We start from the raw sequence: 26009 nt of genomic DNA, 5'->3' as shown, positions 1-26009 counted from the left end.
AACAGCGATGCTATGCTATGCCAAAGTTATTGAATGAGGTGACCGATGAAAACGGCGTTTGTAGTAGCAATGGATGAAAATGGATTAATTGGGAAGGATAATGATCTCCCCTGGCGACTCTCTGCTGATTTGCAATACTTTCGCCGTATCACCATGGGTAAACCCATTTTAATGGGGCGTCATACTCATGAATCTATTGGCCGGCCTCTTCCTGGACGGCAAAACATTGTGGTGAGTTCTCTGCCGGAATATCAGGCGCCGGGCTGTGATGTTGTTCACTCCATCGAGGATGGTTTAAATGCCGCAGCGGATGCTGAAGAGTTGATGGTCATTGGCGGTTCATCGCTGTTTAAGCAAATGTTTGATGACGCCGATATACTCTACCTGACTCGGGTGCATGCAGAGCTTGAAGGGGATACCTGGTTTCCCGCATGGGATGAAAGTCAATGGCAATTACTCAGCCAGGAATCCCACCCGGCTGATGAGAAAAATGACTATGCCTATAGCTTCGAGGTTTATCAGCGAGTTTAATTCGGTGGTGACATTAGCTGTAAAGCGGTATGTAAATGTTCAGATGCTTCATGGCCGAGATCGGTCAGATAACCGCCATCAGGTTGGCTGATCAGTCCGTTATCAAATAATTTCTGTGCTGCTTCCACCAGACCATCACGAGCGGTTGAATGGTGAATTTTGATTCCTTGCAAATTATTACTGGGATCAAATTGTAATAACACTTCGATCTGATCAATTTTTTGCTGTTGCATATCCGGCTCCATTACCTGTTTGTATTCAGTCTACGCCTAAATTACCGAAGGGTGGATGATTTAATAAATTTAAAAATGGTTCTGCTGGAACAGGTTTGCTAAACAAATAACCCTGCATAAAATCACAGCCTTTATTATTCAATGCCCGAAGATGTTCAGGTGTTTCCACCCCTTCTGCCAGAGTTTTCAAACCGAGTGAGCGTGCCAGCGTAATAACAGCATCGACGATGGCTTCATCATCTTCATCGGTGAGCATGTCAAACACAAAGCTTTGATCAATCTTTAGTTTATTGATGGGGAATTTTTTCAGATAATTTAACGACGAATAGCCAGTACCAAAATCATCCAGAGATAACCTGATACCTGCATCTGCCAATGATTTTAATTGCTTTATTGTCAGATCTATATTGATCATGGCGACCGATTCTGTGATTTCCAGCTCCAGATTATCTGCTGGTAACTGATGTTCGTGGAGAATGGTGTTAATCATAGTGACCAGCAAGGGATTATTGAATTGCACCGCAGAGAGATTGATAGCAATTAATAAATCTGTATGTCCGGCATCTACCCATTGTTTACATTGACCTATTGCGGTGTGCAATATCCACTGACCTATCGGATTAATCATCCCGGTTTCTTCTGCAATGGGTATGAATTCCAGTGGAGAGATTATCCCGAGTTCCGGGTGGTTCCAGCGTATCAATGCCTCGGCACCGGTGATTTTATTCAGTTTGATATCAACCAGTGGTTGATAGACCAGAGAAAGCTCATTGCGAGCCAGAGCAAAACGCAAGGCATGTTCAAGTTCCAGTTTATAAACAATTTGTGAGTGCATTTCTGCAGTAAAAAACTGATATTGATTTCGACCGGCCTGTTTTGCACGATACATTGCCGTATCAGCATGTTTATTTAGACTCTCCGCATCCCTACCGTTATCAGGGTAAATACTGATACCGATTGAAACGGTGACAAATAACTGATTCCCATCAATTTCAAAAGGTGTGGTGATATTTTCAACCAGTTTCTGAGCCACATGGCCAGCTCCATCAGCGTCGGTATCCGGTAATAAAATTATAAACTCGTCACCACCGGTGCGACATACCGTGTCTTCCTCACGCATTTGCCGGTTCAACCTTTCCGCGACCTTAATCAGTAATTGATCCCCTATGGCGTGCCCAAGACTGTCATTGATAAATTTAAAGCGATCCAGGTCCAGATAGAGTAAAGCCAGTTTTTGCCGATGCCGTTCAGCAGAAATCAGTGCTTGCCCCACACGATCCTTAAGTAATGCCCGGTTCGGCAGACTGGTCAGAACATCGTGATGTGCCAGAAAGTTAATTTTTTGTTCGGCTTCACGATATTTACTGATATCAGACATGATGGCGACATAGTTTTGCAGTTGCTGCTGGGCGTTTTCAACACGGCTGATCGATAACCATTGTGGATAGGTTTTACCATTTTTCCGGCGATTTTGTACCTCACCCGACCAAAATCCCTGCTGCTCAAGTTGCGTCCACATTTGTTCATAAAAATACTGATCATGCTCCCCAGAACTAAGAATCGAAGGGTTTTTCCCGGCCACATCATCGAGAGAATAGCCGGTCATGGTTGTGAAGGCAGGATTAACGGTAATAATCAGGTTGTTTTCATTGGTGATAATAATGCCTTCATTACTATTCTCGAATACCAGACTGGCCAGGCGTAACTCCTTATCCGCTTCATATTGCCGACTGATGTCGCGACTGATGCCCAGAACCCCTATAGTTTTGCCAGCTTCATTTTTGAGAGGGGTTTTCAGGGTTTCAAATAATCCTTTTTGTCCCTTTGCTCCATATACGGTTTCTTCATAAAACTGGCTGGTGTTATGTTGCAGCGTCAGTTGATCGCTGTGCCGATAATTGCGTGCTTCTCTTTCCGGATAAAACTCAAAGTCGGTTTTTCCAATAATGTCTGATTCTGTGGTAGCCAAAAACTCCATTACGGCCTTATTACAGCGGATATATCTGCCTTGATCATCCTTACAGAAAATCAAATCGGGTGATGAGTCGATAATACTTCGCAACAAGGAACGTTCCTGAGAAAGGATCTTTTCCACCTGTTTTTGTTCAGATATATCCTCAATAATGGCGATAAATACCTCTCTCTCGCCATAGAACGCTGTTTGCAAATCAACATGAACGGCATACTGACTGCCATCCTTACGCCGGTGATTGGTTTCAAAAATTAACCTTGGCGTTTCACCACTGCGTAATGGTGAAATTAATGCTTTTAACGTTGTGAGGTTATAGTCTGTTTTGATATCCAGGGGAGTCAGCTTATGTATCTCTTCAAGGCTATAGCCCAGATTGATGAGAGCACCATGATTTACATGAATAAACTGGAAGCTTTCGGCATCAAACACATATATTTCATTAAGTGATTTTTCGAGGATTTCGCCAAACAATGCATTCTGCTCGGCAGTATGCTTTTGTTCACTAATATCCAGTACAACGCCGACAATTTGCAGTTTTTCTGTGTGTTGGTCTTTTACTACTGACAGGTGATCTTCAACGGTAATGTAATGACCATCACGGTGACGAAAACGAAATTGATTGCTCACCGGTTTATCTGACTGCAATACAGTCAACAACGTCTGTTTAACCTTATTAATATCAGCGGGATGAACAGATTGTTGCCAGACTTCTGGCTGGCTTAACCAGTATTCGGCAGGATGCCCAGAGTAATGAATAACGGATTCTCTCACATAGCTCAGACGAAATTCAGTCGTGGTATCTTGCTTTACGTCCAGAATATAAGTGACACAAGGGCTAATGGTGAGCAGGTTTTTCAGAAAATCGACTGACTGGCGTAACTCTTGACGTAAGCGATATTGGTTAGTCACATTGGTAAAGACCAGAATCACGCCAAGAATTTCGGTTCCGCGATTATGATCCAGCCGAATTGGTGCTGCACTATCAGATATGTGATAGCTCACGCCATTTCTGGCCTTCAGTACAGTGTGATTGGATAATTCAACCACTTCACCATTTTGTATGACCAGATCTACCGGATTGGTTAGCTTCTCTCCAGTCTCGGCTTGATATATGTCAAAAACATTGAGTAACGGAAGTCCAATGGCATCCTCTTCCGGCCAGGCAGTTAATTCGCTGGCAACGCGATTCATACGGGTGATATTGCCTGAGGCATCGGTAACGATAACGGCATCACCGATAGATTCCAGTGTGATGCGTAAACGCTGCTCATTTTCAGTCAGAATGCTGATATGAGATTGCAGTTGTCTGGCAGCATCGACTAATGTCTGGCCCACTTGTGCTTGCTTAGTGTCACCTTTAAGTGGATTGATTAACTCAAATTGTTGATTCTGGATCTGTTCAGTCAGGTATTGCAGCGCGTTTAATGGCCTTATAACCAATTTACGAATCAGAAAAATCATCAGGATATTGGCTATCGTTATCAGCAAAAGCAAAGGAGCAATGGCATTGAGGATCTCTGTTTTGGCTGTTTCGAGTTTGTTCTTAATGGAATTCTGCAGTACTAAAACCTTTTGTTGATCCGCTTCAAGCAAAGGTAAAAAAAAGGTTAGCGAATCCCCTTTTTCATTACTTGTTTCAAAGTATCTCTTTTGTGAGCGGGCCAGTTTTACATACTGCAACATTTCATCATCGAGAACCTTCTCGGCCGGTTGGTCTTGCCAGATAAAATACGAAGATGATTCAATGACATTATTAGCATCAATCAATACTGCCAGTTGTGCATCAGTCCGTAATGAAAATCTGGCAACACTACTTCGTGCATGCTGTGAATCATTATTGGCAAGGGCATATTCAAGACTATGCCCCAGTTGTAATGCTGTTTCCTGGAGTTGAATCTTGGAGACTTCTTTTATATCTAACAGCCGATGCCGGTATTCATTGACTGAATAAAACAACAAAATAAAAACAAACAACAGGGTGATGGCCAGTGGTAGCCATAATGTCAGTCGATAGGTTTGAATTGGATTCATCTATAAATCCATTGTTTCATCAATTAGAAGCTGCCGACTATCAAGTTTTTTCTCTAACAATCCAACTTCTATCATCATCTTTGCAACAGACTCAATAATGGTTTTCAGCTGTTGATTAAAAATATTTTGCTGATGTTCTCTTTCCGGCAAAATCAGCTGCTGATAAAGAAGCTCAAGTTCTTCAGTTGAAATATCCAGACGTGGGGCAATTCTGATGAAAGCGTCCTGTGGATTTTTCGCCATGTAGTCCCGAGCTTGCCAATAGCCTTCCAGTAGTTGTTGAATGCTTTTTTTCTGTAATGTTAAAGCGCTATCACGTGTCACCAGCACATCAACGATTGGCGCGGGCAGTTGTCGACTATCAAACAGATTAATATAACCTTGTTGCTGAAGTTTATACGCAACAGGATCAAAGCTTATAACCGCATCAACGAGTTGATTTGTTAGCAAAGAAGAATGCTGATTCACCGTGGTAGGAATGATGGTAATGTCCTTTCTATCTAGCCCTGCCAGCTGTAGAACCTGCGACATCATATACGCGCCGACGCCACTTTGTTCAACGCCAACACGTTTACCCTTTAGCGCTTTGAGTGAAGTGATGGTGGGCTCAACCATCAGTTTGTCGGCTCCGTTGGAAATATTGAAGATCAGGATTATTTTGATATCGGATTGGGTTTCAGCCATCCTAAGTGCACCATCAAGGGTAGTCGCTACCATGTCCAGCTGGCCCTGGCGGAAGGCATGCATAACTTCTGTGCTGGAAGCCAACTCTTTTAGTTGGATCTGTGCGTTATTGTAATAGTGCAGATCACGCGCTAAATAGAGTAATTCGTACCCTGCCCACGGAACAGTCCCTACTCGCAACGGTTTTTCTGTCTGCGGATTACAGGCAATCAGGCTGGATAAAATGAACAGAAAATACAAAATCCGTTTACCCGGGGGCATCATCCACTCCCTCTTAGTTGAGTAAACCCAACGATAGCATAAAAACCACACTAAAATAGTATTTGCTAATATTGCTTAAAATTGAGAGAAAACCCATGGTTTTTCAGATACATGCGTTTACAATATCGCAATTATAAGAGTAAGCTGTAATTGTTGTTTTAATCAGGAGCAGAAAAATGGAAATTCCAGGCATTGCCCCTTTTAGTGGTCAGCCCACATTGACCAATCCCCTATCCTCTGAAAATCAGCTGGTAGGCCGTCAGACACCTGTTCAGCAGAATAGCGAAACGGCATCGACAACGGTTGCTCAGGAGCAGGCGCCAACCAGTTTACAGACAACGGCGGTGGTAAATGAAGCGACCCAAAATGAATCCGTTGGCTTTGATCCGGAAAATCCAGGCGGAACGATAGATATTACTGTTTAAGGCGCTACAACGATGGCTGAACCAAAAATCACACAAGATCCGCTTTACCAACTGTTACGTGATGGAAAAGTTGAAGAATTTAATCATCGCATCGCCAAGGGTGAAACTGTTGATTTAACCAGTTGTGATTTTCGTCATCTCAATCTTCAGGGACTAATTGCCAGCGGTCTGGATTTCAGTAACAGTTATTTTCGTCAGGCAGATTTACGCGGGATTGATTTCAGTCAAAGCATCAGTCTGCGCGGTGCCAGTATTCATGGGGCGAAAATTTCCGGCGTTTACTTTCCAGCATCGCTAACAGCTGATGAAATTAACCTTTCACTGCAACATGGCACCCGAATGCGTTATAGAGACTAGGTTTTTCATCTATCAGTAAGTACAGAGACTGCAATAAAAGATCAGCAAGCCTTAGGATAGCTCTTCGGTAGAATCTTTTGCCTTGGGAAGTAATCTTGATACCTGCAGGCCCAGTTCAAATAATAACCAGACAGGCACGGCCAGAAGCGTCTGAGAAATCACATCGGGTGGTGTCAGTAACATACCAATCACAAATGCTCCAACGATCACATAAGGTCTTTTTTCAATAAGACTTTGTCGTGTGGAAACACCGCTCCAAATCAATAGTAACGTCGCGATGGGCACTTCGAACGCCAATCCGAAGGCAAAAAACAGTTTCAGTACAAAATCCAGATAGCTGCTGATGTCGGTCATTACAGCCACGCCCTCCGGTGCCGCTTGCGTCAAAAAACCAAACACCAGTGGGAAAACAACGTAATAGGCGAATAGTATGCCGAGAACAAACAACACTGTACTGGCGAACATCAAAGGAAAGACAATACGTCTTTCATGTTTATAGAGGCCGGGAGCAATAAACGCCCACAGTTGATATAACAAGACGGGCATCGCCAGCATAATGGCGGCCGTCAGGGTCAGTTTGAAAGGTGTCAGGAATGGTGAAGCCACTTCGGTGGCAATCATCGAGCTGGTCTCGGGTAAATGCTCCAGCAATGGGGCTGATAAAATCAGATAAAGCTCATTGGCGAACGGTAACAAACACACGGCAATGATTAACACCGCCAGAATGCCTCTCAATAATCTATCCCGAAGTTCAACCAGATGGGAAATCAGTGGTTGTTGTTCACTATTTTCCATCTTCAGCCTGCTTTTTATCTTCATCAGAATCATTATCAGTTTTAGCTGAAGGATTCTGTTTGGGTTTTACCGGTTCATCGATATCAATAACTTCATTCAGATCGGGTAAATCATCCGGTTTTTTGAACGCTTGTTTGATTTCCTCGGCCCGTAATTCTTTTGCAATGTCGTTTTTGACCGCCTGAAGTGAGGCATTGGCACGGCCAATCCATAAACCGCAGACGCGAACAACTTTAGGGAGCTTTTCCGGCCCGACAACAATTAAAGCCACTACGGCAATTAACAGTAACTCCCAAAAACCTACGTCAAACACGGCGATTAACGTTTAGTTGAGTCGTGTTCTTCGTGCTGCTGTTTTTGTTGGATTTCACTGTCATCGTCATGTTTAAGATTGCTGGAATCGTTTTTTTGTTCCTCTTCGCCATCACGGACTGAGGATTTAAAGCTGCGAATGGCACTGCCCAGATCACCGCCTAGAGAACGCAGTTTTTTAGTGCCGAAAAGCAAAATGACGATGACCAAGACGATCAATAATTGCCATACACTGATTCCGCCAAATCCCATGGTGCACTCCTAATGAAAGCCAGGCAGGTTTTTGCCGCCTAACAAATGAATATGTAAATGATCGACTTCCTGACCACCACCGGGTCCGGTATTTATAATAGTACGAAAACCCGTCGTTAGGCCTTGAGACTGAGCTAGTTCAGGAAGTTTAAGAAACATATGTGCAATTAATTCCTGATGACTCTCATCAAGCTGATCCAGCCTGGCAATATGTTGTTTTGGAATCACTAACAGGTGCACGGCAGCTTTGGGGTTAATATCGTTGAACACATAGATCAGTTCATCTTCATAAACTTTCGCGGATGGAATCTCACCGGCAATAATTTTGCAGAAAATACAATCAGTCATTTTTTGCTCCTGCTGGCTTTTTCTTCGAGGCCTGATAAGCCAAACCGACGATCCAGCTCATGTAGAACGTCATCAACATCAATATTATTATGCGCCAGTAATACCATTGAATGAAACCAAAGATCGGCTGTTTCATAGATAATTTGATCTTTATCGCCAGCTTTTCCGGCGATAACCGTTTCGGTGGCTTCTTCGCCCAGTTTTTTCAGAATTTTATCCGTGCCTGCGGCATAGAGGCTGGCAACATATGAGCTATCGGCATCTGCTTTTTTACGATCATTGAGTACCGACATCAGTTTTTGCAAGGTATCACTCATTTATATATCTCATCGGGGTTTTTTAGCACTGGCTCCGTGGTTTGCCACTCACCATTTTGCAGTTCCGTGAAAAAACAATGATGCCGACCAGTATGACAGGCGATGCCACCTATCTGTTCAACTTCAAGCAAAATGGCATCCTGATCACAGTCAATACGTATAGATTTGATGATTTGCTGATGGCCGGATTGTTCACCTTTATGCCACAGTTTTTGCCGGGATCTTGACCAATAAACAGCGTGGCCAGTTTCAGCCGTTAGCTGTAATGACTCACGGTTCATCCAGGCTAAAGTAAGTACTTGCTTAGTTGAAAACTCTTGTGTGATAACGGGAAGCAAGCCATCGTTTCCCCAATTGACCTGTTCCAGCCATGCCGTCATAAACGTACCTCAATGCCTTGTTCTGCCATTTGCTGCTTGGCTTCGCCGACAGTATGTTCACCGAAATGAAAGATGCTGGCGGCCAGTACCGCATCGGCATGACCTAATTTGATACCATCAGTCAGATCCTGCAATTTACCCACACCACCAGAGGCTATCACCGGTACCACAACCGCATCACTGACAGCTCGGGTTAGCTCTAAATCAAAACCGGATTTGGTGCCATCACGATCCATACTGGTCAGTAAAATTTCGCCAGCGCCAAGCTCAACCATTTTTTTGGCCCACTCTACGGCATCAATGCCGGTTGGTTGGCGACCACCATGGGTAAAAATTTCCCATCTTGGTGTCTGACCCTCTGCAGAAACACGTTTGGCATCAATAGCGACCACGATGCATTGCGAACCAAATTTTTCGGCAGCTTCACGAACAAAATCCGGGTTTTTAACCGCTGCAGAGTTAATACCAACTTTATCTGCGCCAGCATTCAGCATGCGACGAATATCCGCTACAGTTCGAATGCCACCACCAACCGTCAGTGGAATAAATACCTGACTGGCAACAGCTTTGACAACATCTTCCATGGTGTCACGGTTGTGATGTGTGGCAGTGATATCCAGAAAAGTCAGTTCATCTGCGCCCTGTTCATCATAACGTTTGGCAATTTCAACTGGATCGCCGGCATCACGTATATCGACAAACTGCACACCTTTTACGACACGACCGGCATCAACATCAAGACAGGGAATTATGCGTTTTGCCAGTGCCATATCAGAACTGTAACGGTGGATTCAAACGATCAGCCAGCGATTGACCTTCCGCCAGATCGATGGTGCCTTCATAGATTGCACGGCCGATAATGGCCCCCATAACACCTTCTGATTCGTAATGGCAAAGGGCCTTGATATCGTCATAGTTGCTGACACCGCCGGAAGCAATTACCGGGATATTAATGGCGCGAGCAAGGTCACGAGTGGACTCAAGATTAACACCCTGCATCATGCCGTCTCGGCTGATATCGGTGTAAATAATAGCCTCAACACCATCCTGTTCAAACTGTTGGGCAATATCGATGACATCGTGATTGGACAACTTGGACCAGCCATCGATTGCAACCTTGCCGTCTTTGGCGTCGAGACCAACAATAATATGACCCGGAAACTCGGCACAAACATCGCCAACGAAATGCGGAGCATTGATGGCTTTTGTGCCAATAATGACATAGCGAACACCAGCATCCAGGTAGGTTTGGATGGTGTCTTCATCACGAATGCCACCACCAACCTGTACATCAAGATCAGGAAATGCAGCGCAAATTCGATGAATAACATCAGCGTTAACCGGATTACCCGCAAAAGCACCGTCCAGATCCACCATGTGCAAACGTTTGGCACCGGCTTCAACCCATCTGGTTGCAACCGCCAGCGGATCTTCTGAAAATACGGTGTTATCTTCCATGCGTCCCTGACGCAATCGAACGCAGTGACCCTCTTTAAGATCAATGGCAGGGATTAATAACATAACGCTTTCTCCATCAAACAAAATGTCAGGACTGACCGTCCCAATTAATAAAATTTTTCAATAACTGTAAGCCGGCATGCTGGCTTTTTTCGGGGTGAAACTGTACTGCAAAAAGGTTTTCATGCGCCAACGCTGCTGCAAAAGGTAAAGCGTAATGACTACGACCAGAGATTTTGGTTTCATCGGCAGGCTGTACATAAAAACTATGAACAAAATAAAAGCGACTATTCTGTGGTATATCTTGCCATAAGGGGTGGACGCAGGTTTGTTCGACTTCATTCCAGCCCATGTGTGGTACTTTCAGGCCCTGCTCAACCGCTTCTTTAAAATACAGAACGTCACCTTCAATGATGTCCAATCCAGCCGAGCCTTGGTTTTCCTGACTATGCGTTAATAAAGCCTGCATACCCAGACAAATTCCCAGAAAAGGTTTTTTGCTGGCCATTTCACAGATGAGCCTGTCGAGTTCAAGTTTTTTGAGTTCCGCCATACAGTCACGAATCGCGCCGACACCCGGGAATACGATGTGATCTGCTGCCCGAATCTCTGACGGATCAGCGGTAACGAGAATTTTAGTGTGGTTATCAGCTACGGCTTCCAATGCTTTGGAGACTGAGCGTAAATTACCCATGCCGTAATCAATAACTGCAACGCAACGCATAAAACAAAGACCTGCTCTAGAATGTGAGAGTTATAAAATCGTTAACCGATTATAATGCGCCCTTGGTGGATGGCAATTGCTGTAAGGCTCGTTCATCTAATGTGACAGCCATTCGCAGGGCCCGACCGAACGCTTTAAAAATGGTTTCAGCAATATGATGCGCATTTCGGCCTTTAAGATTATCAATATGCAATGTAATACCGGCATGATTGACTAAACCCTGAAAGAATTCATAAAACAAATCAACATCAAATTCACCGATTTTGTCTCGAGTAAATGTCACATCGAATTCAAAGCCGGGTCGGCCAGATAAATCCAATACTACACGAGACAAAGCTTCATCCAGTGGGACATAGGAATGACCATAACGGACCACACCTTTTTTATCCCCCAGCGCTTTTTTTAATGCCTGACCAATTGTGATACCAACATCCTCAACGGTATGATGAGCATCAATGTGCAGATCGCCTTTGGCGTTGATTTGCAGGTCGAATAAACCGTGACGGGCAATCTGTTCCATCATGTGATCAAGGAATGGCACGCCGGTTTCGGATTGAAATTTTCCGCTTCCATCCAGATTGATGGAGACTTCAATTTGAGTTTCGAGCGTGTTACGCGCAACAGTGGCGCTACGAACGGTCATTTGCTTTCCTGAAAACTGAAATAAAAACAAATAATAACTGTTTCAGTGGCGGGTTTGAAGCGTTATCATGTCCTGTGACTTTTTTACGGATAATAAAATGACACAAGCTCGGGTGATTACGCCATTATTTGAGGACTTGGCTAAGGTTGAACATCATCATCAGCTCGCCTGTCAATCATGTGCTTTGTATCGGTTATGCCTGCCCTTGGGGCTGCATCGGGATGACCTGACCAAGCTCGATCAAATCATTAAACGCAGTGCTGGATATAAACGCCACCAGATTCTGTTTGAACCCTCCTCTACTTTTAAAACAATCTTTGTTGTTCGTTCTGGTTCGTTCAAAACCACGATCTCTGCGACGGATGGGCGCGAACAGGTCACCAGCTTTTATTTCCCCGGTGAATTTATTGGTATGGATGCAATTTACCAGCAACGTTATTTATCCACAGCCCGGGCACTTGAAGCCAGCAGTGTTTGCGAATTGCCTTATGAGCGCCTGCAGGAATTCAGTGCGACTATCCCGGAGTTGCAAAATCAATTGATGACCCGTTTGAGCAAAGAATTGTCATCGGATAAAAATTTATTGTTGTCTCTCGGCAAAAAAACCGCCCAGGAAAAGCTGATTAGTTTTTTACTGTCTCTATCACAACGTTTCAGTGAACGTGGTTACTCGTCGATGTCATTTCAATTGACCATGTCCCGTGGGGATATTGCCAACCATCTGGGATTGGCGATTGAAACGGTCAGTCGTTTATTTACCCAGTTACAGGATCAGCAGCTATTGTCGATTCAGGGCAAAGAAGTAACGATTTTAGACCTGCCAGCATTAAAACAACGCTGCGGATAGCCTGAACCGCACTTTATTGACCTGGATCAATGTTGATCTCCAGATACTCCGTATGATCTGAAATTGTGTTCCACAACAGATCATTATTCGGAGTCGTGCCATGAAAAAAATTCCCCTGATTTCCTCAATCCTGCTTGCTGCTGGTCTTGCCAGCCCTGTTTCAACCGTGATGGCTTATGAGGCCGGTGACTGGTTAATACGGGGACGTGTTATCAATGTGAATCCAAATGATAGCAGCGGCACTCTCAGCCTCAATGGTGCAGATACTGGATTTAAAGGGGTAAAAGTCGATAGCGATACGGTTCCAGAACTGGATATTACCTATATGATCAACCGCAACTGGGGAGTAGAGTTGATTTTAGGTTATTCAGAACACACGGTTACCGGTGAGAAAAGCTGGGCTGCTCTGGGTGACGTCATTGATACTAAAGTACTGCCACCCACATTGACGCTGCAATATCACTTTTTGCCAGGCTCAAATATTCGTCCTTATATCGGGGCCGGGGTGAACTACACCTACTTCTTTGATGAAGAAGTTCCGAGCAGTTCTTTACTTAGCAGTCCAGGCGATAAGGTCAAACTGGACAGCTCCTGGGGTTGGGCTGCACAAGCCGGGGTGGATATTGCCATCAATCAGGATTGGTTTATCAATATGGATGTCAAATATCTGGACATTGATACGACAGCCAGTTTCAAAAATGTACTTGGCACCAATAGCGCAAAAATTGATGCTGATATTGATCCCTTTGTTTATGGTATCGGTATAGGCCGCCGTTTCTAAATTCCTCTCTAAGGCCCTAAAAAAGCCCTCCTGATGGAGGGCTTTTTTTATTCCTGGCTTTGTGGTGTGACTAATGTTTTCAGCCTGACGCCACATAGCGTTAATACAGCAAAATAAACAATTGCAGAAGTCGTTATCAGCCCCATCAATATGCCAAACCGATGCCAGCCACTCCAGCTTATCCAATCGCCATTAATCGGCGTTACCCATAACAAGAACGCTACTAATACGATATTGGCGAGCAGCATACGGACAAAAAATAAGCCCCAGCCAGCAATGGGTTGATAGACTGCTTTTTTTCGAAGTGTGTAATACAGTAAGCCAGCATTGAGCATCGCTGATAAAGCCGTGGCTAAAGCCAGCCCCACATGGGCCAGATAAATCATCAACACAATGTTCAGTCCCATATTGCTTATCATCGCAATAATGCCGATTTTGACAGGGGTTTTGGTGTCCTGACGGGCATAAAAGCCCGGTGCAAGTACCTTGATAAAAATAAACGGCAATAAGCCCAAACCATATGCCATCAAGCTTAATGATGCCTGATGGGCATCATTTGGCGTGAATTCGCCATATTGAAACAAGGTAAGCAACAACGGTTCAGCAAGAATAATCAGGCCGATAGCAGCAGGAGTACCGATTAAAAATACCCAGCGTAACGCCCAGTCAATGGTGTGTGAAAACTCCTGCATGGAGGCTGTGGCGTGTTTCTTCGAGAGATTGGGTAATATTACAGTGGCCAGTGCAATCCCCAGGATGCCTAATGGAAATTCGACCAGTCGATCAGAATAATACAGCCATGAAATGCTGCCGGTGATGAGAAAAGAAGCCAGTAACGTATCCAGCAATAAGTTGATTTGTGAAACCGATACACCAAACATGGCTGGTATCATCAATCGCAGAATTTTTTGCACACCTTCATCTTTCCAGCCCCAATGTGGTTTTGGCAAACTGCCAATTTTCATTAAAAATGGCATTTGAAACAGTAGCTGCACTACCCCGCCGATAAACACCCCCCAGGCAAGCGCTTTTACCGGTTCATCCAGATGTGGTGCCAGCCATAACGCACAGCCAATCATTGAAATGTTGAGAAAAACGGGTGTAAATGCCGGCACGGCAAACTTACCAAAGCTGTTTAAAATGGAGCTGGCCAATGCGGTAAGTGAAACGAACAGTATGTATGGAAAAGTAATCCTTAACAGTTCTCTGGCCAGTTGTAATTTTTCAGGCTGATCAATAAATCCTGGAGCAAAAATCAGAATAATTATGGGGGCGGCGATTACTCCTATCAGCGTAATAAAAAATAATACGCCTGCAAGAGTCCCGCTGGTTGCGGCAATAAGCTGTTTCAGATCCTGATCACCGCGTTCGCGATATTCAGCAAGAACAGGGATAAACGCTTGTGAAAAAGCCCCTTCTGCAAACAGGCGACGGAGAAAATTTGGAATCTTAAAGGCAACAAAAAATACGTCAGCGCCCATCCCTGCCCCAAGAAGTCTGGCAATGACAATATCTCGAACAAATCCCAAAATTCGGGATAAAAAGGTCATTAAACTGACAACCAAGGTAGACTTAAGCAGTTTTTCTTTCATAGTCGCTTATTTTATTGGATAAACGCTTTCAGCGTGTGAGGCGCTAAAAATGCAAAATATGTTTAAAAATGTTCATTCTAAGCGTTTTTTACTGACATATCTTAGCTTGGTTGTTTTATTGCTATTGCTTTTTTTAACACTGAGTCAACAGCCGCCGCCAGCAGAATCATCAAATAGCAGCAGTTCTATGTTGACAGTCTTTGAGCCAACCTTGGAAATACCCCAGTTTCTTGCTTATACCAGTGATCATTCCGTATTTACCAATGATGCTTTTTCTGGCAAGTGGAGCTTTGTCTTTATTCCGTCTGTTGGCTGCCATGATTGTGAGGCTATTTTCCGTGTATTAAAAAACCTTAAAGATGGGCTAGCAAATCGATCAGTTCAACTGGTGCTTATAGATATTGGTGGCCAGCAAATAGATGAACTGACTGCACTTGTCCATTCCCATGATGTTGATGCTCGAATTATCACTGTTAATGGCACACCATCGGAAAATAAATCGTTAAAGAATTTTTTTACCAGAAGCAGAGCCTACCCCGAACAGGACCTGGAAAATGCCGTTTTTTTAATCAATCCAAGAGCTTTGCTTGCCGCAAGGTTTCAAGCACCTTTTACCTCGGTGTTAATCCGTCAAAGCTTTATACAACTGCGTTCAGATTATGCGGTTAACCATTAATCAGATGTTTCGTCCATTGCTTCAGCAAAACTCAAGGCAAGCTGTTCAAGTGTACTGGTTCGGCGAAAGCTAGGACGCCACACCAGGCCAATTTCACGTTTTGCCAGACTATCCTGTTTTAACGGTCGCAAACAGATATCGGCATGACGCACCATATCGGAATTAATAGCCATTTGTGGAATCAAGGTAATCCCTAAACCGCTTGCCACCATTTCTATCAGCGTGTACAAGCTGGTCGCCTGTACACTGCGCCGTTGTGCTGAAGCGGGTAATTGACAGGCACTGATAGCATGCTCACGCATACAATGCCCTTCGGCTAATAGTAATAACTCGTTTATTGGCAGTTGATGTGGTTGCAGTGACTCATATTTGCTTAAACTATGTTGTCGGGGTAAGGCTACCCAAAAGGCTTCTTGTGAGATTACCCGGTAATTCAAATTTCGCGTATTGAACGGAAAGGCTAGTATTGCTACATCAATGGTGCCATTTTCTACTTGTACTAATAATCTTTCCGACTGATCTTCAATCAGTAAAACCTCTAACTCTGGTAATTGTTTACGAATTTTGGGCAATACACGGGGCAGTAGAAACGGACTAATAGTGGGGATAACGCCAATTCTGATTCTGCCGGCTAAAGGATTTTTCTCAGCTTGCGCCAAATCCACCAAATCATCACTTAAAGAGAGAATTTGTCGGGCGCGGTCAGCCACTTCTTCGCCAATGGGTGTTGTGAGTACTTTTCGATTGGTACGCTCTAGTAAACCAACTTCCAGTAAGTCTTCTAAGTCCTGAATGCCTGCACTTAGAGTGGATTGTGTCACATGGCACTTCTCTGCGGCACGACCAAAGTGTTTTTCATCAATGACTGCTGTCAAATACTGTAATTGCCGTAAGGTGGGAAGTCTCATAATCGGTCTATCCACTTATTAAGTTGAAAATGATTTGTTTTATATAAGTTAGCATAAATATAATGACAAATCGTCAGCCAATACAAAATTCGTTTGTTGTAAGATGTATTCATATTATTACTTTTTTGTCAGGAGGTTTCATGCGTAAGTGGCAGTGTTTAGTGTGTGGGTTCATCTATGATGAAGCCAGAGGATTACCTGAAGAAGGCATTCCACCGGGCACCTCATGGGACGATATTCCAGATGACTGGGAATGTCCGGAATGTGGTGTGGGCAAAGAAGATTTTGAAATGTTGGAAATTTGATCAGCGACGCGTAAATCCAGCTTCTTTATTTTTAAGCGTTTTTCGATATAGCTTATTGTTTTCAATTCTTAAACTTAAAACGAACTAATCGTATTATTATCTGGCAACGCAACGTGCTGACAGAACTTTCCCTTACGCATTTTCGTAATATCCATAAATCAATACTCTACCCCAGTTCTGGTGTGAATTTACTGGTTGGAGAAAATGGTTCTGGAAAAACCAGTGTGTTGGAAGCTATCTATCTGCTGGCAATGGGGCGTTCTTTTCGTTCGCGTAATTTGAAAAATGTAATTCAAAACGAAGAACAATATTTTCAATTATTTGCCAGAATTATTCAGGGTATTCCTGTTGGATTACAATTTGGGAATGCGAGTGGTTTACAGATTCGTCTTAACAATGCTCCATTAAAAAAGCTATCTGAATTAGCTACGCATCTTCCCCTTCAATTTATTCCGGCTAATTGTCACCAATTTTTTGAACTGGGTCCGCGGTTTAGGCGAAAAGTTGTGGATTGGGGATTGTTTCACGTGGAACAAGATTTTTTTTATCATTGGCAAGCATACAAAAAAATTCTCTCCCAACGTAATGCAGCATTGCGCAATGCAAAACCGAACAGTGAAATAAAAGTTTGGGACGCATCGCTAAATGCGCATGGTTTGAAACTGGCAACCTATCGGAATGAATACCTGGACCAATTAGTGATTAGTTTTAAAGAATGGTTCATGTTGCTTTGCAATGATTATAAAACTTCAAAATTTGAATTACGATATTTATCAGGCTGGCCTAAAGGGGAAGATTTTGCTGATATTTTGAATAAAACAATTGATAGAGATCGTGCGCTTGGTTATACCCGATCAGGTCCACATGCAGCAGATTGGTCATTAAGAGTAGATGGGCAAGATCCTGCAGAATTGTTTTCAAGAGGACAGCAGAAACTTTTTTTTCTTGCTATCAGCCTGGCACAAATAACTTTAATGCAACAGATAAATAAACAACAAAGCGTATTGTTGATTGATGATTTAAGCTCAGAACTTGATCGTGAGCACCAGGTTTCTGTGTTACAAGCGATCAAAAAATTGAAGGTGCAAACCTTTATCACGACGACAAATACAGAGTTATCAGCAAGGTTGGTAAAAGAAGAAAATGACATTATGTTCCACGTGGAACGAGGTGTGATTGAGCAAGTATAGTCAAGCTGTCAACCGGAGACGATACATAGTAGAATGAACGATTAGGCTTCACCTTGCTGTAAATGGACTAATTTATGACCACTGAAAATAATAGTTACGATTCTTCCAATATTAAAGTACTGAAGGGGTTGGACGCTGTCAGAAAACGGCCGGGCATGTACATCGGCGACACGGACGACGGAACCGGTTTGCACCACATGGTTTTTGAGGTGCTGGATAACTCAATCGATGAATCTCTGGCTGGCCATTGCACGGAAATAAACGTTCGAATTCATCCGGATGATTCCGTTTCTGTTGAGGATAATGGTCGTGGTATTCCGGTCGATATGCATGAAGGTGAAGGAGTATCTGCAGCTGAAGTTATCATGACTGTTTTACATGCCGGTGGTAAATTTGATGATAATTCCTATAAAGTTTCAGGCGGATTGCACGGTGTTGGTATATCAGTCGTAAATGCGTTATCCAAAAAACTAACACTGGAAATCAAACGTAATGGTTTTTTGCACAAACAAAATTATACACATGGTGTGCCGGATGCACCGTTAAAAGCTTTTGAAGAAACGCAGGATACAGGTACCAAAATTCAATTCTGGCCAAGCGAAGAAACCTTTACCCACATCACATACGATTACAAAATATTGGCCAAGCGCATTCGTGAGCTAGCCTTCTTGAATTCTGGTGTCAGAATTGTCCTGACAGATGAAAGAGATGAGAAAACTGAAGTATTTCATTATGAGGGTGGGATAAAAGCGTTTGTTACCCATCTGAATAAAAATAAAACATTTGTTCACGAGCATGTCATTGGCATTTCCGGATTACGCGATGATGTCGTGGTCGAATTAGCAATGCAGTGGAATGACTCTTATCAAGAAAATATTTACTGTTTTACAAACAATATTCCCCAGCGTGACGGTGGTACACATTTAGCCGGATTTAGAGCGGCGTTAACCCGAAGCCTCAACCAATACATTGAAAGCGAAGGTCTGGCAAAAAAATCTAAAGTCGTTACCAGCGGCGATGATGCGCGTGAAGGACTCACAGCGGTACTGTCAGTAAAAGTGCCCGACCCGAAATTTTCATCTCAGACCAAAGATAAATTGGTGTCATCAGAAGTTCGCACCATTGTAGAATCTTTAGTTAATGAGCATTTCCAGGATTTTCTGATTGAAAACCCAAGTGAAGCCAAACTGATTGCCAACAAAATGATTGATGCAGCACGTGCACGTGATGCTGCCAGAAAAGCAAGAGAATTAACTCGCCGTAAAGGAGTTCTTGATATTGCAGGTTTACCAGGCAAGCTGGCGGATTGTCAGGAAAGAGATCCGGCCCAGTCAGAACTGTTCCTGGTGGAAGGGGACTCGGCCGGTGGCAGTGCCAAACAAGGCCGTGATAGAAGAACACAAGCAATTCTTCCGCTGAAAGGAAAAATCTTAAATGTTGAGCGCGCCCGTTTCGATAAGATGATCGGATCGGCCGAAGTGGGCACGTTGATTACTGCTTTAGGTTGCGGTATTGGTCGTGACGAATATGATCCGGAAAAACTCCGCTACCACCATATTATTATTATGACCGATGCGGACGTCGATGGCTCTCACATCCGAACGTTACTACTGACATTTTTCTACAGACAGATGCCGGAACTAATCGAACGAGGCCATGTTTACATCGCCCAGCCACCGTTATATAAAATCAAAAAAGGTAAACAGGAGCGTTACGTAAAAGATGACGCAGAAATGGAGCGTTACCTTACAGAAGTTGCTTTAACAAATGCCGTGCTCTATCCAACAACGGATGCAGCACCTATTGAAGGTAATGCTCTAGCGCAGCTGGTCAATGAATATCAAACCATCAGAGCCATTATTACCCGGCTGGCAAATCATTATTACCCTGCTTTCCTGGACGAATTGATTTATCAAACAGCAATACCTGATTTCAGCGAAACTGGCGCTATGAAAGAGTGGCTGAAAGCGATAGAACAACGCATGAATGACATCATGCCCACAGGAACATATTACGTTCTTGATCTACAAAAAAATGAAAATGAACCAATGCCTCATGTGAATATCAGTTTCACCCGACATGGGATTAGTAACGATTTTCATGTTCCGGGAGAGTTTTTTGCCAGTACCGAGTATCAGAAGATCATGTCTTTTTCTAACAAAATCAATGGCTTGTTTGGTGAAGGTGCGAAGATCGAACGTGGTGAAAGAAATGAAAATGTTCAGCATTTTTCACAGGCAGTTAAATGGTTGATGGCTGAAGCCCGACGTGGTCAGCATGTACAACGTTATAAAGGCTTGGGTGAAATGAACCCTGAACAATTGTGGGAAACGACAATGGATAAATCCAAGCGTCGGTTGTTACAGGTCAGGATCTCAGATGCGATAACAGCAGATGAAACCTTCAATACTCTAATGGGCGACAATGTTGAACCTCGTAGAGAGTTTATTGAAACGCATGCTTTACAGGCATCTAATCTAGATATTTAAACCATTCGGGAATTGTTCCCCAACCCAACGGTCGGTTATGAAGGCCATTCAGTGATGCTGGATGGCCTTTTTTCATGTATTCAGGAGCAAATAATGACGACGAGTGACGTACGCTACAATCAAGGGCAGATAATTTTGCATTGGTTAATCGCGGCGATGATTTTCTTTATGATCGGCTTAGGTCTATGGATGGTTGGTCTGCCAAAAGAGTCAGAATTAGCGCCGGGCCAGGAAAGCGTACGAGCATTTTGGTTTTTATTGCATAAATCAATGGGTATCACCGTCGCAGTCTTCATTTTGTTACGGGTAGTCTGGCGGTTAACACATAAGACTCCCCCACTGCCGACAAGTATTGCAAACTGGCAACAGAAGCTGTCCAGCGGAATACATTATTTACTTTATGGAGTAATGGTGGCGATGCCGATAACCGGTTATCTACAATCCATGTACAGTAAATATGACACCAAACTATGGGGAATGAAGTTACCACGCCTTGCTGAAGCAAATGCTTCTGCAAGAGAAACGTTTACCGATATTCATCAGGTGTTAGCGTATATTTTTATTACACTGTTGGTTATACATATCGGGGCAGCCATAAAACATCGATTAAATGGCACAGAAGTGACCCGTAGGATGTCATTGTGGAAATAACGATGTAGTTGCAATGAAATTAAAAAAGGCCCTTAAAAGGGCCTTTTTTGTATGAATGACAATGATTATTAATGTAGCTTAATTTTTGGATGTACGCTTCGACGAAAAAGATGAGATAGCGATAACATCAACACTCGAAACGGTCCAAATAAGGCAACTTGGTGCATCTTATACAGTGAAAGGTACATCAGTCGGGCCATTAAACCTTCTACTTTCATACTACCTTTACTTAAATTTCCCATCAGGTTGCCAACTGTACCGTAGCGACCTAAAGAAACCAAAGAGCCATAATCATGGTAATGATATTCAGGAAGCTCCTTGTCCTTCATTCGATTAACGATTGATTTATAAACCAGAGACGCCATTTGATGGGCTGCCTGGGCGCGTGGCGGTACATTCTGATCCTGACCAATCCATTTACATGCACAGCAGTCACCAATGGCATAAATATCATCATCAAAGGTGGTTTGCAGGGTCTGTTTTACCACCAATTGATTCATCCAGTTGGTTTCCAGACCATCAATATCTTTCAAAAACTCAGGAGCCTTAATGCCGGCTGCCCAGACTTTGATTGCTGCAGGAATATTACGACCACTTTGAGTTTTGATCTCTGTCTCGGTAACTTCAATAACACGCTCACCAGCAAGAATTTCTACGCCGAGATCATTTAACTCCTCCTGAGCAGCAGCTGAAATATTTTCAGGTAACCCAGGCAAAATACGATCAGCAGCTTCAATTAAAGTAAGTTTTACATCCTGTGGTTTAACTTCATCAAGACCATAAGCATTTAACAGATGTGATACTTCGTAAAGTTGTGCGCACAATTCGACACCTGTAGCACCAGCGCCGACAATGGCAATATTTAACTGACCCTCATCGAGAGGACGTCCTTGGGTATGCGCACGCAGATAAGATTCCAATAACTGATTCTGGAAATATTCGGCTTGTTTAGTGGTATCCAGGAACAGACAATGATCGCTTACACCCTTGATACCAAAGTCATGACTGACACTGCCAACAGAAATAATGAGATAGTCATAATCAAAACTACGACGGGGAATGATTTCCACACCGTCTTCATTGAAGGTTGGCGCAACCGTTATCTGTTTATTTTGGCGATCCAGACCTTCCATTCGGCCAAGACGAAACCGAAACCCACTGCACATGGCTTGGCTCAAGTATTCAATTTCATCTTCATGAGAATCGAGGGTTCCAGCTGCAACTTCATGTAAAAGTGGTTTCCAGATATGCGTATGAGTACTGCTAACCAGAGTAACTTCCGCTTTCTTTTTCTTACCAAGTTTTTTTCCGAGTTTGGTAACCAGTTCCAGGCCACCTGCTCCACCACCAACAACAACTATTTTTGGCACTGCTTCTGACATAGATATGCGACTCCCATCAATCCGTTGCAAATTATGTGGTTAATTTTAACTTATATATAATCGATCGACCTATCTAATTTTTACTAGTAGGTCAGACTCTGGCAAAATTCACAGCTTAATATCAATTGAGATAACAGCATGCAATCAAGGCCGGAAAAGCCAAAATTGGCCTGGGCAATCACGGGTTCAGGACATTATCTGGATGAATGTTTGGAAATTATCCGTGAATTACCGGATGTAGACCTGTTTTACAGTCGTGCTGGAGAAGAAGTTATCCGTATGTATGGTCACGATCCAAAAACCTTGAACAACGAAGGTCATATTTATCGTGATAGAGCCGCAAGCTCACCTCCGGTCGGATTATTCTATCGGGGGGATTATCATACTCTGGTGGTAGCACCAGCCACCTCAAACACCGTGGCGAAAATGGTTATGGGCTTGTCTGACACACTGGTTACCAACGTGTATGCTCAGGCAGGCAAGTGCCGTGTTCCGAGTATTGTGCTTGCCTGTGATGCCATATCCGAAGTCGATACACCTGCCCCTGACCGTATGGTGAGATTATGGCCAAGAGCCATTGATCTGGCGCATACAGAAACTCTGCGTAGTTTTGAAGCAACCACCGTCGTGGAATCAGCTGAGGCTTTATACGAAACTTTGAAAAAGCGTCTGGAACACGTTAACGCCGATCATGGCTGAGACCATTCTCTTTCTCACCGGAAAACTTGCTCAACCCAGTGTTGAAAAGGTTTTGCAGGAAATGGCGCCATTGCCATTCGAGTATAGAGTGCATCAATTGGGTCTATCAGTTGCCGCATTAATGACCGATAAGATGATCGCCCGGCGGCTCAAGCCGGATGATTATGCGGACTGTAAACAGATCATTGTTCCCGGTCGCTGCCGTGGAGATTTGGCTGAATTGAGTAAAACGCTGGGGATTGAGGTAGTGCGGGGGCCGGATGAAATTAAAGATTTACCGATATTCTTTGGTAAGGAGCGGAAAATCCCTGATTTAAGTCGTTATGATGTCAATATCTTCGCCGAGATTGTTGATGCGCCCCAAAGGGATATTGCAGGTATTTTGGAGCGGGCAAATTATTACCGTGATTCAGGGGCCAACGTCATTGATATTGGTTGTCTTCCGGAAGAAAAATTTCCGCTGATGGAAGAAGCTATCGCAGCCCTACATGAAAATGGTTTTAAAGTTAGTGTGGACTCACTTTCAATAGATGACTTAAGGCGTGCTAGCAATGCGGGTGCAGATTACCTGCTGAGTCTGACAGAAAAAACCATCGACCTTGCGAAAGAAACCGATGCCATCCCGATACTGGTTCCAGCGCAGCCGGGTTCACTGGCTTCGCTCGAACGGGCTATGGAGGCAATGGACAAGCTGGGAAAACCCTGGATAGCCGATCCTATTCTGGATCCAATCCATTTTGGCCTTACAGAGTCGATAGTTCGTTATCACACCTTACGTCAAAAATACCCAGAAGCACCCATGATGATGGGAATAGGTAATCTGACCGAGTTAACGGATGCTGATACCAGCGGAATTAATGCACTGCTGTTTGGCATTATTTCTGAGTTAAACATTACCAATGTGCTGGCGACGGAAGTCAGTCCTCATGCAAGGCGGGCCATCAAAGAAGCTGATGTGGCACGACGCATGATGTTTGCCGCTCGCGATGACAATAGCCTGCCACGGGATTTCACTGCAGATTTATTGGTTAGCCATGAACGCAGACCTTTTACCGATACTGAACAGGAAATTATTCAATTATCTGAGAATATAAAAGATCCAAACTATCGAATAAAAATTGCCCCTAAAGGGATATTTGTTTTTAATCGGGATGGTTTGTTGCAGGATACCGATCCGTTTGCTTTTTACCCTCAGCTGCAAGTGAAAGATGATCCGGGCCATGCCTTCTACCTGGGGGTGGAATTAGCACGTGCCGAGATCGCCTGGCAATTAGGGAAACGTTATACTCAGGATGAAGATCTGCAATGGGGTTGTGCTGTTGAAACCGAACAGGAAGATCTGACCCGGCAGAAGGCTGAAGGCACTACGATGCAAAAAGATCAGCAACGGACCTGTGGCACGGCCGATATTAAAAAAACCAAAAAACAGGAGCGCGCCTGTGGCACTGCTGACAAGCCGGATACATGAAGTTATCGTCACCACGATATCAGAAAATGGAAAGGTGCATTCTGCACCAATGGGGATAAGCGAAGTAAACGGTCACTTTCATATAAAGCCTTTCAAACCATCCAGTACTTACGATAACCTGCTTCGGCATGGTCAGTGTTCAATAAATTTTGTCGATGATGTACGGATTTTTGCTGGTGCGTTAACCGGGCATCGTGATTGGCCCACCTCCCCCTGTCAGCAGATTGAAGGTGAATATATTGCAGATGCGCTATCACATATTGAGTTGGAAATTGTTCGTCTGGAAGATGATGACCCACGAGCCTGTTTTTACGGCGCTGTAATTTGCGATGTAAACCATAAGCCCTTCAGAGGTTTTAATCGTGCCCAGAATGCAGTGATTGAGGCTGCCATTCTGGTGAGTCGGCTGGGCATGTTGCCAGAGCATAAAGTTCGCGACGAAATTGACTACCTGACTATCGCTATTGAGAAAACGGCCGGTGAACGTGAGCTCCAGGCCTGGAGCTGGTTAATGGAAAAAGTTGAACAATCCGGAATAAAGCTAAATGATAACTAAGTGGTTAGCCAGCGTAGAATCGCTTGATGAAGCAAAATCTCTAGTGGAGCAGTTGCCACATATCCTTGATATGAAAAACCCGTCAGAAGGTGCTCTGGGAGCTTTAAACCATCAAACTGTCACTGAGATCGTTAATTGGATCAACAAAGGTTGTCTTTGCAGTGCAACGGTGGGTGATTTACCCATGCAAGCTGAGATAACTTCAGCAGCCATTCGCAACATGGCTGAAACAGGTGTGGATTATGTCAAAATCGGGCTATTTGATGAACCAGGCCTTATCCAATGCATTCAACAACTTGAGCCTACTATCAAAAGTCTTAGCACACCGGTGATTGCCGTTATCTTTGCTGATCAGTTACCACAGCAGAAGTTAATTCCATTACTGGCAAAATCTGGATTCGCTGGCGTGATGCTGGATACTGCCCGCAAAGATGGTCAGGGATTGTTGAATCATTTATCGGTAGAAGTTCTGCAACAGTTTGTTGTGGAGGCAAAATCCGCTGGAATGTTGTGCGGTTTGGCCGGCGCACTGAGGATTGAAGATATTGAAACACTCAGTCCATTGCAGCCGGATTACCTTGGGTTTCGCAGTGCGTTATGTCAGCAGCATCGTCGCACTAATCGTCTGGATCCGGAGTTGGCCAAACAAATTCAAAATAAATTGAACGTGGCTTTACCTGAAGTTTTGGCCTGTTAGACGCAGACGCAAAAAAACCGGATAGAGAAAGTTACCTCCCCTACC

Annotated in this window: 30 protein-coding genes; 14 read left to right on the top strand and 16 right to left on the bottom strand. The window is 43.8% G+C overall.

Translation table 11 applies throughout. The annotated features are described in order from the left end of the window. The first annotated feature begins 45 nt into the window (after nucleotides 1–45). Nucleotides 46–531, top strand: coding sequence for a type 3 dihydrofolate reductase (gene folA, locus B4F66_RS00835; protein ID WP_292358602.1), 486 nt, complete (start codon nucleotides 46–48; stop codon nucleotides 529–531). Here folA and B4F66_RS00830 read toward each other — a convergent pair. From B4F66_RS00830 to B4F66_RS00820, 3 genes are read right to left on the bottom strand one after another with little or no spacing between them, the layout of a single operon-like run. Continuing rightward, nucleotides 528–764, bottom strand: coding sequence for a TIGR02647 family protein (locus tag B4F66_RS00830; RefSeq protein WP_292358603.1), 237 nt, complete (start codon nucleotides 762–764; stop codon nucleotides 528–530). The genes folA and B4F66_RS00830 overlap by 4 nt on opposite strands. 25 nt (nucleotides 765–789) lie before the next feature. After that, nucleotides 790–4767 (bottom strand): sensor domain-containing protein, encoded by a 3978-nt coding sequence (locus tag B4F66_RS00825; RefSeq protein WP_292358605.1) that lies wholly within the window; start codon nucleotides 4765–4767, stop codon nucleotides 790–792. Beyond that, nucleotides 4768–5715: an ABC transporter substrate-binding protein gene (locus B4F66_RS00820; protein ID WP_292411539.1), complete on the bottom strand. Its 948-nt coding sequence runs from the start codon at nucleotides 5713–5715 to the stop codon at nucleotides 4768–4770. 173 nt (nucleotides 5716–5888) lie between these two features. On the opposite strand from B4F66_RS00820, the gene B4F66_RS00815 reads away from it, so the two are divergent. Both B4F66_RS00815 and B4F66_RS00810 read left to right on the top strand, forming a co-directional pair. Next, the gene (locus B4F66_RS00815) at nucleotides 5889–6137 is read left to right on the top strand and encodes a hypothetical protein (protein WP_292358608.1); all 249 of its coding nucleotides are present in this window, start codon (nucleotides 5889–5891) and stop codon (nucleotides 6135–6137) included. 12 nt (nucleotides 6138–6149) lie between these two features. Next, the gene (locus B4F66_RS00810; protein ID WP_292358609.1) at nucleotides 6150–6494 is read left to right on the top strand and encodes a pentapeptide repeat-containing protein; all 345 of its coding nucleotides are present in this window, start codon (nucleotides 6150–6152) and stop codon (nucleotides 6492–6494) included. A 51-nt stretch (nucleotides 6495–6545) separates the two neighbouring features. On the opposite strand, the gene tatC is transcribed toward B4F66_RS00810, so the two are convergent. From tatC to hisB, 10 genes are read right to left on the bottom strand one after another with little or no spacing between them, the layout of a single operon-like run. Beyond that, on the bottom strand, nucleotides 6546–7289 hold the full coding sequence (gene tatC, locus B4F66_RS00805) for a twin-arginine translocase subunit TatC (RefSeq protein WP_292358612.1): 744 nt from the start codon (nucleotides 7287–7289) through the stop codon (nucleotides 6546–6548). Continuing rightward, on the bottom strand, nucleotides 7279–7602 hold the full coding sequence (tatB, locus tag B4F66_RS00800) for a Sec-independent protein translocase protein TatB (RefSeq protein ID WP_292358614.1): 324 nt from the start codon (nucleotides 7600–7602) through the stop codon (nucleotides 7279–7281). The genes tatC and tatB overlap by 11 nt, the downstream gene beginning before the upstream one ends. Nucleotides 7603–7607: 5 nt before the next feature. Continuing rightward, nucleotides 7608–7853 (bottom strand): Sec-independent protein translocase subunit TatA, encoded by a 246-nt coding sequence (tatA, locus tag B4F66_RS00795; protein WP_292358616.1) that lies wholly within the window; start codon nucleotides 7851–7853, stop codon nucleotides 7608–7610. A gap of 9 nt (nucleotides 7854–7862) precedes the next feature. Beyond that, a complete protein-coding gene (locus B4F66_RS00790; RefSeq protein ID WP_292358618.1) occupies nucleotides 7863–8201 on the bottom strand; it encodes a histidine triad nucleotide-binding protein in 339 nt (112 codons plus the stop codon). Then, complete coding sequence (locus B4F66_RS00785; protein WP_292358620.1) at nucleotides 8198–8518, bottom strand: phosphoribosyl-ATP diphosphatase; 321 nt, start codon at nucleotides 8516–8518, stop codon at nucleotides 8198–8200. The genes B4F66_RS00790 and B4F66_RS00785 overlap by 4 nt, the downstream gene beginning before the upstream one ends. Then, a complete protein-coding gene (hisI, locus tag B4F66_RS00780) occupies nucleotides 8515–8898 on the bottom strand; it encodes a phosphoribosyl-AMP cyclohydrolase (RefSeq protein WP_292358622.1) in 384 nt (127 codons plus the stop codon). The genes B4F66_RS00785 and hisI overlap by 4 nt, the downstream gene beginning before the upstream one ends. Continuing rightward, entirely contained in the window at nucleotides 8895–9668 is a 774-nt protein-coding gene (hisF, locus tag B4F66_RS00775; protein ID WP_292358623.1) for an imidazole glycerol phosphate synthase subunit HisF, read from the bottom strand. Before hisF ends, hisI begins: the two co-directional genes overlap by 4 nt. A gap of 1 nt (nucleotide 9669) precedes the next feature. Then, a complete protein-coding gene (hisA, locus tag B4F66_RS00770; protein WP_292358625.1) occupies nucleotides 9670–10419 on the bottom strand; it encodes a 1-(5-phosphoribosyl)-5-[(5-phosphoribosylamino)methylideneamino]imidazole-4-carboxamide isomerase in 750 nt (249 codons plus the stop codon). 25 nt (nucleotides 10420–10444) lie between these two features. Then, complete coding sequence (gene hisH, locus B4F66_RS00765) at nucleotides 10445–11080, bottom strand: imidazole glycerol phosphate synthase subunit HisH (RefSeq protein WP_292358627.1); 636 nt, start codon at nucleotides 11078–11080, stop codon at nucleotides 10445–10447. A gap of 49 nt (nucleotides 11081–11129) precedes the next feature. Beyond that, entirely contained in the window at nucleotides 11130–11723 is a 594-nt protein-coding gene (gene hisB, locus B4F66_RS00760) for an imidazoleglycerol-phosphate dehydratase HisB (protein ID WP_292358629.1), read from the bottom strand. Between the two features lie 97 nt (nucleotides 11724–11820). On the opposite strand from hisB, the gene B4F66_RS00755 reads away from it, so the two are divergent. Both B4F66_RS00755 and B4F66_RS00750 read left to right on the top strand, forming a co-directional pair. Further along, entirely contained in the window at nucleotides 11821–12570 is a 750-nt protein-coding gene (locus B4F66_RS00755; protein ID WP_292358631.1) for a fumarate/nitrate reduction transcriptional regulator Fnr, read from the top strand. A 100-nt stretch (nucleotides 12571–12670) separates the two neighbouring features. After that, nucleotides 12671–13351, top strand: a complete 681-nt coding sequence (locus B4F66_RS00750; RefSeq protein ID WP_292358633.1) for an OmpW/AlkL family protein — start codon at nucleotides 12671–12673, stop codon at nucleotides 13349–13351. A 47-nt stretch (nucleotides 13352–13398) separates the two neighbouring features. On the opposite strand, the gene murJ is transcribed toward B4F66_RS00750, so the two are convergent. Continuing rightward, entirely contained in the window at nucleotides 13399–14943 is a 1545-nt protein-coding gene (gene murJ, locus B4F66_RS00745) for a murein biosynthesis integral membrane protein MurJ (RefSeq protein WP_292358635.1), read from the bottom strand. A gap of 187 nt (nucleotides 14944–15130) precedes the next feature. Here murJ and B4F66_RS00740 point away from each other — a divergent pair, with 187 nt between their 5' ends. After that, nucleotides 15131–15619: a hypothetical protein gene (locus B4F66_RS00740; protein WP_292358637.1), complete on the top strand. Its 489-nt coding sequence runs from the start codon at nucleotides 15131–15133 to the stop codon at nucleotides 15617–15619. Here B4F66_RS00740 and B4F66_RS00735 read toward each other — a convergent pair. Further along, on the bottom strand, nucleotides 15616–16527 hold the full coding sequence (locus B4F66_RS00735) for a hydrogen peroxide-inducible genes activator (protein WP_292358639.1): 912 nt from the start codon (nucleotides 16525–16527) through the stop codon (nucleotides 15616–15618). The genes B4F66_RS00740 and B4F66_RS00735 overlap by 4 nt on opposite strands. Before the next feature lie 140 nt (nucleotides 16528–16667). Here B4F66_RS00735 and B4F66_RS00730 point away from each other — a divergent pair, with 140 nt between their 5' ends. From B4F66_RS00730 to B4F66_RS00715, 4 genes are all read left to right on the top strand, one after another. After that, nucleotides 16668–16832, top strand: a complete 165-nt coding sequence (locus B4F66_RS00730; protein WP_292358641.1) for a rubredoxin — start codon at nucleotides 16668–16670, stop codon at nucleotides 16830–16832. Nucleotides 16833–16945: 113 nt separating this feature from the next. Then, the gene (recF, locus tag B4F66_RS00725; protein WP_292358642.1) at nucleotides 16946–18022 is read left to right on the top strand and encodes a DNA replication/repair protein RecF; all 1077 of its coding nucleotides are present in this window, start codon (nucleotides 16946–16948) and stop codon (nucleotides 18020–18022) included. Nucleotides 18023–18096: 74 nt separating this feature from the next. After that, nucleotides 18097–20511, top strand: coding sequence for a DNA topoisomerase (ATP-hydrolyzing) subunit B (gene gyrB, locus B4F66_RS00720; protein WP_292358644.1), 2415 nt, complete (start codon nucleotides 18097–18099; stop codon nucleotides 20509–20511). Nucleotides 20512–20604: 93 nt separating this feature from the next. Beyond that, nucleotides 20605–21162: a cytochrome b gene (locus tag B4F66_RS00715; RefSeq protein ID WP_292358646.1), complete on the top strand. Its 558-nt coding sequence runs from the start codon at nucleotides 20605–20607 to the stop codon at nucleotides 21160–21162. Nucleotides 21163–21230: 68 nt separating this feature from the next. On the opposite strand, the gene B4F66_RS00710 is transcribed toward B4F66_RS00715, so the two are convergent. Beyond that, nucleotides 21231–22544, bottom strand: coding sequence for an NAD(P)/FAD-dependent oxidoreductase (locus B4F66_RS00710; protein WP_292358647.1), 1314 nt, complete (start codon nucleotides 22542–22544; stop codon nucleotides 21231–21233). A gap of 138 nt (nucleotides 22545–22682) precedes the next feature. On the opposite strand from B4F66_RS00710, the gene B4F66_RS00705 reads away from it, so the two are divergent. The 4 genes from B4F66_RS00705 to B4F66_RS00690 are packed head-to-tail and all read left to right on the top strand — an operon-like array spanning nucleotide 22683 to nucleotide 25964. Beyond that, entirely contained in the window at nucleotides 22683–23243 is a 561-nt protein-coding gene (locus B4F66_RS00705; protein ID WP_292358649.1) for a flavoprotein, read from the top strand. After that, nucleotides 23236–24711, top strand: a complete 1476-nt coding sequence (locus tag B4F66_RS00700) for a DUF6513 domain-containing protein (RefSeq protein ID WP_292358651.1) — start codon at nucleotides 23236–23238, stop codon at nucleotides 24709–24711. The genes B4F66_RS00705 and B4F66_RS00700 overlap by 8 nt, the downstream gene beginning before the upstream one ends. Further along, entirely contained in the window at nucleotides 24683–25267 is a 585-nt protein-coding gene (locus tag B4F66_RS00695) for a DUF447 domain-containing protein (RefSeq protein WP_292358653.1), read from the top strand. The genes B4F66_RS00700 and B4F66_RS00695 overlap by 29 nt, the downstream gene beginning before the upstream one ends. Next, entirely contained in the window at nucleotides 25257–25964 is a 708-nt protein-coding gene (locus B4F66_RS00690; protein ID WP_292358655.1) for a (5-formylfuran-3-yl)methyl phosphate synthase, read from the top strand. The genes B4F66_RS00695 and B4F66_RS00690 overlap by 11 nt, the downstream gene beginning before the upstream one ends. The last annotated feature ends 45 nt before the right edge of the window (nucleotides 25965–26009 follow it).

Source organism: Methylophaga sp. UBA3603 (genome assembly GCF_002375335.1).
In the GTDB taxonomy this organism is placed as follows: domain Bacteria; phylum Pseudomonadota; class Gammaproteobacteria; order Nitrosococcales; family Methylophagaceae; genus Methylophaga.
This window is presented reverse-complemented; position numbering and strand designations above follow the sequence as displayed.

Excerpts from the sequence above, each read along its gene's own strand:
- folA (WP_292358602.1), top strand. The coding sequence starts at position 46 with ATGAAAACGGCGTTTGTAGTAGCAATGGATGAAAATGGATTAATTGGG.
- B4F66_RS00830 (WP_292358603.1), bottom strand. The coding sequence starts at position 764 with ATGCAACAGCAAAAAATTGATCAGATCGAAGTGTTATTACAATTTGAT.
- B4F66_RS00825 (WP_292358605.1), bottom strand. The coding sequence starts at position 4,767 with ATGAATCCAATTCAAACCTATCGACTGACATTATGGCTACCACTGGCC.
- B4F66_RS00820 (WP_292411539.1), bottom strand. The coding sequence starts at position 5,715 with ATGATGCCCCCGGGTAAACGGATTTTGTATTTTCTGTTCATTTTATCC.
- B4F66_RS00815 (WP_292358608.1), top strand. The coding sequence starts at position 5,889 with ATGGAAATTCCAGGCATTGCCCCTTTTAGTGGTCAGCCCACATTGACC.
- B4F66_RS00810 (WP_292358609.1), top strand. The coding sequence starts at position 6,150 with ATGGCTGAACCAAAAATCACACAAGATCCGCTTTACCAACTGTTACGT.
- tatC (WP_292358612.1), bottom strand. The coding sequence starts at position 7,289 with ATGGAAAATAGTGAACAACAACCACTGATTTCCCATCTGGTTGAACTT.
- tatA (WP_292358616.1), bottom strand. The coding sequence starts at position 7,853 with ATGGGATTTGGCGGAATCAGTGTATGGCAATTATTGATCGTCTTGGTC.
- B4F66_RS00790 (WP_292358618.1), bottom strand. The coding sequence starts at position 8,201 with ATGACTGATTGTATTTTCTGCAAAATTATTGCCGGTGAGATTCCATCC.
- B4F66_RS00785 (WP_292358620.1), bottom strand. The coding sequence starts at position 8,518 with ATGAGTGATACCTTGCAAAAACTGATGTCGGTACTCAATGATCGTAAA.
- hisI (WP_292358622.1), bottom strand. The coding sequence starts at position 8,898 with ATGACGGCATGGCTGGAACAGGTCAATTGGGGAAACGATGGCTTGCTT.
- hisF (WP_292358623.1), bottom strand. The coding sequence starts at position 9,668 with ATGGCACTGGCAAAACGCATAATTCCCTGTCTTGATGTTGATGCCGGT.
- hisA (WP_292358625.1), bottom strand. The coding sequence starts at position 10,419 with ATGTTATTAATCCCTGCCATTGATCTTAAAGAGGGTCACTGCGTTCGA.
- hisH (WP_292358627.1), bottom strand. The coding sequence starts at position 11,080 with ATGCGTTGCGTTGCAGTTATTGATTACGGCATGGGTAATTTACGCTCA.
- hisB (WP_292358629.1), bottom strand. The coding sequence starts at position 11,723 with ATGACCGTTCGTAGCGCCACTGTTGCGCGTAACACGCTCGAAACTCAA.
- B4F66_RS00755 (WP_292358631.1), top strand. The coding sequence starts at position 11,821 with ATGACACAAGCTCGGGTGATTACGCCATTATTTGAGGACTTGGCTAAG.
- B4F66_RS00750 (WP_292358633.1), top strand. The coding sequence starts at position 12,671 with ATGAAAAAAATTCCCCTGATTTCCTCAATCCTGCTTGCTGCTGGTCTT.
- murJ (WP_292358635.1), bottom strand. The coding sequence starts at position 14,943 with ATGAAAGAAAAACTGCTTAAGTCTACCTTGGTTGTCAGTTTAATGACC.
- B4F66_RS00740 (WP_292358637.1), top strand. The coding sequence starts at position 15,131 with ATGTTGACAGTCTTTGAGCCAACCTTGGAAATACCCCAGTTTCTTGCT.
- B4F66_RS00735 (WP_292358639.1), bottom strand. The coding sequence starts at position 16,527 with ATGAGACTTCCCACCTTACGGCAATTACAGTATTTGACAGCAGTCATT.
- B4F66_RS00730 (WP_292358641.1), top strand. The coding sequence starts at position 16,668 with ATGCGTAAGTGGCAGTGTTTAGTGTGTGGGTTCATCTATGATGAAGCC.
- gyrB (WP_292358644.1), top strand. The coding sequence starts at position 18,097 with ATGACCACTGAAAATAATAGTTACGATTCTTCCAATATTAAAGTACTG.
- B4F66_RS00715 (WP_292358646.1), top strand. The coding sequence starts at position 20,605 with ATGACGACGAGTGACGTACGCTACAATCAAGGGCAGATAATTTTGCAT.
- B4F66_RS00710 (WP_292358647.1), bottom strand. The coding sequence starts at position 22,544 with ATGTCAGAAGCAGTGCCAAAAATAGTTGTTGTTGGTGGTGGAGCAGGT.
- B4F66_RS00705 (WP_292358649.1), top strand. The coding sequence starts at position 22,683 with ATGCAATCAAGGCCGGAAAAGCCAAAATTGGCCTGGGCAATCACGGGT.
- B4F66_RS00700 (WP_292358651.1), top strand. The coding sequence starts at position 23,236 with ATGGCTGAGACCATTCTCTTTCTCACCGGAAAACTTGCTCAACCCAGT.
- B4F66_RS00690 (WP_292358655.1), top strand. The coding sequence starts at position 25,257 with ATGATAACTAAGTGGTTAGCCAGCGTAGAATCGCTTGATGAAGCAAAA.